Genomic DNA, 1,889 nt, shown 5'->3' on the forward strand with positions numbered 1-1,889 from the left:
TGACCGGGGGCGGCACCCTGCTGCCGATGAGCGATGTCATCCGCCTGGCCCGCCACGCCCACCACTATTTGGCGATCTTCGACAACGGCAAGGCCCTGGCGCTCTATCACACCAAACGCCTCGCCTCACCCGGCCAACGAATCGTGTTGTACGCCAAGGACCGCGGCTGCAGCAGCCCCGGCTGCACCGTGGGCGGCTACTACTGCGAAGTCCACCACGTCACCGACTACAGCAAGTGCCACACCACCGACGTCAACAACCTCACCTTCGCCTGCGGCCCCCACCACCGCCTACTACGCCCCGGCGGCTGGACCACCCGCACAAACACCCACGGCGACACCCAATGGAAACCACCCCCACCCCTCGACACCGGCCAACCCCGCACCAACACCTTCCACCACCCCGAAAAACTCCTGCGCGACGAGGACGGCGACGGCCCGTAGTGGCCAGATCGTCAGTCAGGTCTAGTCGGAGTCATTCTCCCGCGCGGCGGCCTTCTCCAGGTCGGTCAACGCAGGCTCGATCCGATCGGCCATGTCGTCGATGTCGTTGGCCACCTCGGGCGTCGTCACGAAGCCGAAGTCCAGGTAGTCCTGGTAGGAGAAGCAGGTGATGTTGAGCGCGACGTCCATCACCGGCGGCCCCAGCGGCACCAGCGAATCCAGTTTGGCGCCAGCCATATACAACGGGAACGGCGGTCCGGGGACGTTCGAGACAACCAGGTTGATGGGGGCCAGGTTTCGCGACAGCCCGCTGGCTGTGTAAGCCCGCGCGGCCAGCTGCAGCAGCCCGGGCGGCGTGGTCTCGGTCAGCCCCATGATCTGATGCGCCGACAGCGCCTTGGCCATCAGCTTGGCGTTCTGGGTGCTTTCGTGAATGGCCCGCAGCCGCTCGCCCGGGTCTTCGACATCGGTGGCCAGCGAGACGGTCATGGAACTGACCTTGTTGCCGACGTCGTCCTTGTCGTTGTCGGTGCGCGTCGAGACCGGGATCTGCGCGATGAGCGGCTTGGCGGGCAGCTCGCCGCGTTTCTGTAGATAGTCGCGGGCGGCGCCGGCCACCAGGGCCAGCACGACGTCGTTGAGCTTGACGCCGTAGGCGTCCTTGACGACTTTGGCGCGGGCAAGTTCAACGCGGCACCCGGTGATGCGCCGATGCGGCGAGACCGGCGCGTTGAAACGGGTTTTGGGCGCCTCGAAGTAGCGCGGCGGTCTGCTGCGCACACCCAGGGTGGCGATCTGCTGGCGCACGGTCTGCTCCATCAGCCGCGCGATGCGGAACGGCGTCTTGACGCCCACGTTGATCAGGGCGCCCACGGCGCGCCGCTCTAGTCCGGGCAGCTGGAATCCCACCAGCGATCCGACCGTTTCCTGTTGCGGCGCACGCGGTTCCGGCGTGGTGTCCAGCAGGATTTCACCCAGTCCGGCGCCCGAGACCCCGTCGACAATGGCGTGGTGCATCTTGGTCAGCGTGGCGATCCGGCCGCCCTCGACGCCCTCGATCACCCACATTTCCCACAGCGGCCGGGAGCGATCCAGCTTGTAGGACATCAGCCGCCCGACCAGCTCCTCGAGCTCGCGGCGACCGCCCGGCGCGGGAACCCCGATGCGGCGGACGTGGAAGTCGACGTCGAGCTCCTCGTCCTCGACGAACCACGGCCGGTCCAGTCCCAGCGGCGCGCCAGTGACCCGCCACCGCAACTGCGGGACCTCGGGCAGGCGCTCGATCAGTAATTGACGGAGACGTTGAAAGCTGTACTCGGAGCATTCCTTCGGGTCGCAGATCGCCAGCGCCCCCACGTGCATGTGCCAGCCCGCGGTTTCCGCTGACCAAAACGCCGCATCGACACTCGAAAGCCGTCTCATCACCTGACCGTAACCCCCCAACCG

Annotated in this window: 2 protein-coding genes; one reads left to right on the forward strand and one right to left on the reverse strand. The window is 66.9% G+C overall.

The window, feature by feature from the left end; genetic code table 11:
• A partial coding sequence (locus A5646_RS09510) for an HNH endonuclease signature motif containing protein (RefSeq protein WP_156765566.1) occupies nucleotides 1-443 on the forward strand: 443 nt, incomplete at its 5' end.
• A gap of 21 nt (nucleotides 444-464) precedes the next feature.
• Here A5646_RS09510 and A5646_RS09515 read toward each other — a convergent pair.
• Nucleotides 465-1,865, reverse strand: coding sequence for a wax ester/triacylglycerol synthase family O-acyltransferase (locus A5646_RS09515; protein ID WP_066865391.1), 1,401 nt, complete (start codon nucleotides 1,863-1,865; stop codon nucleotides 465-467).
• Nucleotides 1,866-1,889: the final 24 nt, after the last annotated feature.

It is taken from the genome of Mycobacterium sp. 1245499.0 (genome assembly GCF_001673615.1).
GTDB lineage: Bacteria > Actinomycetota > Actinomycetes > Mycobacteriales > Mycobacteriaceae > Mycobacterium > Mycobacterium europaeum_A.